The sequence below is a fragment of the Anabaena sp. CCY 9402-a genome (genome assembly GCF_963920945.1).
Taxonomy (GTDB): domain Bacteria; phylum Cyanobacteriota; class Cyanobacteriia; order Cyanobacteriales; family Nostocaceae; genus Trichormus; species Trichormus minutissimus.
The window spans coordinates 1-253 of sequence record NZ_CAWUDL010000234.1 but is presented as its reverse complement, the minus strand read 5'-3'; the positions used below and the strand labels follow the sequence as shown (position 1 = coordinate 253).

1 protein-coding gene is annotated in these 253 nt (G+C 55.7%); it reads right to left on the bottom strand.

Annotation, left to right across the window (positions count from 1 at the left end):
• On the bottom strand, window positions 1–253 hold a 253-nt coding region (locus ACM0OR_RS28420), incomplete at both ends, for a tetratricopeptide repeat protein (RefSeq protein WP_414579747.1).

Sequence of the window (253 nt, the reverse complement as noted above, 5' to 3'; positions counted from 1 at the left end):
GGTCGAGGCGCAGGGCTGTTTGGTAGCTGGCGATCGCTGCTTCTAGCTTCCCTTGCTTTTTCAGCGCAAGCCCCAGATTATTGTGAGCGTTGGCAAAGTTTAGGTCAAGGCGCAGGGCTGTTTGGTAGCTGGCGATCGCTGCTTCTAACTTCCCTTGATCTTGCAGCGCAGACCCCAAGCCATAGTGAGCGTTAGCATAGTTTGGGTCGAGGCGCAGGGCTGTTTGGTAGCTGGCGATCGCTGCTTCTAGCTT